A 3505-nucleotide genomic window follows, 5' to 3' on the forward strand; every position below is an offset into this window, starting at 1 on the left:
GGTCGAGCCCGTGCTCGCCGGCCCCGAACGGCGCGCCCTGGGCGGCTGCGATCCGTTCGAGGACCGCCTCGGTCCGGGGATCGCGCGGGGCGTCTGCGGCGCGCGGCGCCGGGATCTCGTTCCGGTCGGACAATCGGGGTCGTGCTTTCGATGGGGGCCGGCGCGAGCCGTAGCACGGCCAGGCGCCCGGCGCCGACCCTGCCAGTGCGCGGCGTTTGCCGCACGCAGCCGAGCGGACCCTTTCGCGCCGACGAAGGGTTCTTCCTCGAGGATCGCGAAGGTTGGAGTTTCGAGGATGACGGATTCGGTGCAGCTCGACCCCTACGAGGGGCCGGCCGGCGGCTGGGGGTCGGCGAAGTCGCTCACCGAGATCCTCCTGCGCGAGCAGATCCCCGTCACCGGCGGCCTGATGCTGCGCCACCAGAACAAGCCCGGCGGCTTCATGTGCGTAAGCTGCGCCTGGGCCAAGCCCGGCAAGCCGGCGGTGTTCGAGTATTGCGAGAACGGCGCCAAGGCGACCGCTTGGGAGGTGACGCGCAAGCGCATCGGCGCCGAGTTCTTCGCCGCCCACACGGTCACCGAACTCACCGGCTGGCGCGACTACGACCTGGAGGAGCTCGGGCGCCTCACCGTACCCCTGCGCTGGGATGCGGCGAGCGACCGCTACCTGCCGGTCTCGTGGGATGCCGCCTTCGCGGAGATCGGCGCCGAGTTGAAGGCGCTCGATCCGAAGGCGGCTGTGTTCTACGCCTCCGGCCGCGCCTCGCTCGAAACGTCGTACATGTACGGCCTGCTGGCGCGGCTGCACGGCAGCAACAACCTGCCCGACTCGTCGAACATGTGCCACGAATCGACCTCCGTGGCGCTTCCAGAAAGCATCGGCTCGCCGGTCGGCACGGTGCTGCTCGAGGCGTTCGAGCACACCGACTGCATCCTGTTCTTCGGGCAGAACCCCGGCTCGAACGCGCCGCGGATGCTGCATCCGCTCCAGGATGCGAGCCGCCGCGGCGTCCCGATCATCACCTTCAACCCGTTCCGGGAGCGGGGGCTGGAGCGCTTCACCAACCCGCAGGCGCCACTCGAAATGCTGACGAAGTCCGAGACGCGGATCTCGTCGCAGTACCTGCAGGTCAAGGCCGGCGGCGATTTCGGGGCGATCTACGGGATCTGCAAGGCGCTGCTGGCGCTCGACGACGCGGCGATCGCGAGCGGCGCCGAGCGCGTGCTCGACACCGCCTTCATCGCCGAGCACACCCACGGCTTCGAGGCGTTCGCGGCCTCGGTCCGCGGAAAGTCCTGGGACGAGCTGGAGCGGCGCTCGGGCCTGACCCGCAAGGCGCTGGAGCAGACGGCGGCGACCTACGCCAAGGCGAAGGCGACGATCGGCGTCTACGGCATGGGGCTGACCCAGCACCGCATGGGCGTCGAGACCGTGCAGGCCTTGGTCAACCTGCTCTTGATGCGCGGCAACATCGGCAAGCGCGGCGCCGGCATCTGCCCGGTCCGTGGGCATTCCAACGTCCAGGGGCAGCGCACGGTCGGCATTACCGAGAAGCCGGAGTTGGTACCGAACGACAAGCTGCGCGAACTCTACGCCTTCGAGCCGCCGATGGAGAAGGGTCTCAACACCGTCGAGGCCTGCGAGGGTATCCTCGACGGTTCGGTGAAGGCGTTCGTGGCGCTCGGCGGCAACTTCATCCGCGCGGTGCCGGAGACCGCGCTGATGGAGGAAGCCTGGAAGACGCTTCGCCTGACCGTCCAGATTTCGACGAAGCTCAACCGCAATCACCTGATCCACGGCGAGGTCGCCTACATCCTGCCCTGCCTCGGCCGAATCGAGATCGACGAGCAGGCCGGCGGGCGGCAGGCGGTGTCGATGGAGGATTCGACCGCCTGCATCCATGGCTCGAAGGGCTATGCCGAGCCGGCCGGACCCGAGCTGCTGTCCGAACCGCGCATCGTCGCCGGGATCGCCAAGGCGACGCTGACGCCGAACCCGCGGATCGACTGGGATCGCTGGGGCGGCGACTACGCCAGCGTTCGCGACGCGATCGAGGCGACCTATCCCGACCAGTTCAAGGACTTCAACGCGCGGATGTGGACGCCCGGCGGCTTCCGCCGGCCGATTCCGGCCGCCGACCGCACATGGAAGACCGACACCGGCAAGGCGAACTTCGTCACGCCGCGCAGCCTGTCGGCCGACCCCGACACCGAGCAGGCCGACCCCGAGGTGATGCGGCTCATCACCATGCGGTCGAACGACCAGTTCAACACCACGATCTACGGCTACGACGACCGATTCCGCGGCGTGAAGGGCACGCGGATGGTGCTGTTCATGAACCGCGACGACATCGCCCGCCTCGGCCTGCGCGACGCGCAGACCGTTCACCTCGTCGGCGCGACGGACGACAAGGTGGTGCGGCGGGTCGAGGGCTTCCGGGTGCTGGCCTACGACCTCCCGACGGGCTGCGTCGGCGGCTACTACCCCGAGTGCAACCCGCTGATCCCGCTCTGGCACCATGCCGAGCGCAGCAAGGTGCCCGCGGCGAAATCCGTGCCCGTGCGGATCGAGGCCGCTTCGGCCTGATCCTAATCCCGCTGGCCCGGCGCGCCGAATGCGTGTCACCGGCCCGAAAGCCTCAGCCTTCCGCGTGCATCTCCGGCGCCATGTAGGGCCGGCCCTCGGCGGTCAGCGCGCGGTCGACCGCCTCGATCGCGACGAGGATCCGGGTCAAATCCTCGGCCATCGACACCGGCGCAAGGTCGATGCCGGAGAGGCGCTTGGCCATGGCGTTGCGCTGCCGCGCCAGAACCGTGCGGGCACGGTGGAGGTCTTGGATCTCGTCGGTCGTCATGGCGTGGCGTCCCCCTTGGCCCGGAACCGTCCCGGGCGGGCAGCAAAAAGCCCCGCGACCGTATCGGTCGCGGGGCTTCTCGTCATATCGGCCTCGAAACCCTTACGGGCAGGAGTGCCGCGCGCCGTCGTTGCCGAGGTAGGTCTGCGAGCGCACGTCGTAGGAGCGGAAGCGCTGGATGCAGTAGCTCACCGATTCCTGCGGGCCGGGCGCCACCTCGGTCTGCACCTCCGTGTAGGCCGGAGCGTAGCCGTAGCCGCCGTAGCCGGCCGGCGCGTAACCGCCGCCGTAGTAGTTGTCGTCGTAGCCGTAGCCGCCGTAGCCATAACCGAGGCCGCCGCCGATCAGAGCGCCGGTGGCGAGGCCGAGCCCGAGGCCGGCCGCGCCGTAGCCGAGGCCACGACCGTAGCCGCCGCGGTACCCGCGACCATAGCCGGCGCCGTAGCCCCGGCCGATCCCGCGGTTGGCGAAGCCGCCGTTGCCGACGAAGCCGCCTCGGTTGGCAAACCCACCACCGACGCCACGGTTGGCAAACCCACCACCGACGCCACGGTTGGCGAACCCACCGCCGAAGCCACGGTTGGCGAAGCCGCCGCCGAAGCCACGGTTGGCGAAGCCTGCCCCGCCGATGCCGCGACCGCCGCCGAAGC

At 69.8% G+C, this 3505-nt stretch carries 3 protein-coding genes; 1 reads left to right on the forward strand and 2 read right to left on the reverse strand.

The window, feature by feature from the left end:
* The first annotated feature begins 295 nt into the window (after nucleotides 1–295).
* Nucleotides 296–2587 carry an FdhF/YdeP family oxidoreductase gene (locus FV222_RS20405; protein ID WP_147815503.1) on the forward strand — a complete coding sequence of 764 codons (2292 nt, stop codon included), beginning with the start codon at nucleotides 296–298 and terminating at the stop codon, nucleotides 2585–2587.
* A 52-nt stretch (nucleotides 2588–2639) separates the two neighbouring features.
* Here FV222_RS20405 and FV222_RS20410 read toward each other — a convergent pair whose 3' ends face one another.
* Both FV222_RS20410 and FV222_RS20415 read right to left on the reverse strand, forming a co-directional pair.
* Nucleotides 2640–2855, reverse strand: a complete 216-nt coding sequence (locus tag FV222_RS20410; RefSeq protein ID WP_147754681.1) for a hypothetical protein — start codon at nucleotides 2853–2855, stop codon at nucleotides 2640–2642.
* Between the two features lie 102 nt (nucleotides 2856–2957).
* The coding region (locus tag FV222_RS20415) for a BA14K family protein (RefSeq protein WP_187277394.1) at nucleotides 2958–3505 on the reverse strand (548 nt) is incomplete at its 5' end.

Origin of the sequence: Methylobacterium sp. WL103, from assembly GCF_008039885.1 — a bacterium.
Lineage (GTDB): Bacteria > Pseudomonadota > Alphaproteobacteria > Rhizobiales > Beijerinckiaceae > Methylobacterium > Methylobacterium cerastii.

Bases quoted from the DNA above. Each gene is read 5' to 3' on its own strand.
- FV222_RS20405 (WP_147815503.1), top strand. From the start codon at position 296: ATGACGGATTCGGTGCAGCTCGACCCCTACGAGGGGCCGGCCGGCGGC.
- FV222_RS20410 (WP_147754681.1), bottom strand. From the start codon at position 2,855: ATGACGACCGACGAGATCCAAGACCTCCACCGTGCCCGCACGGTTCTG.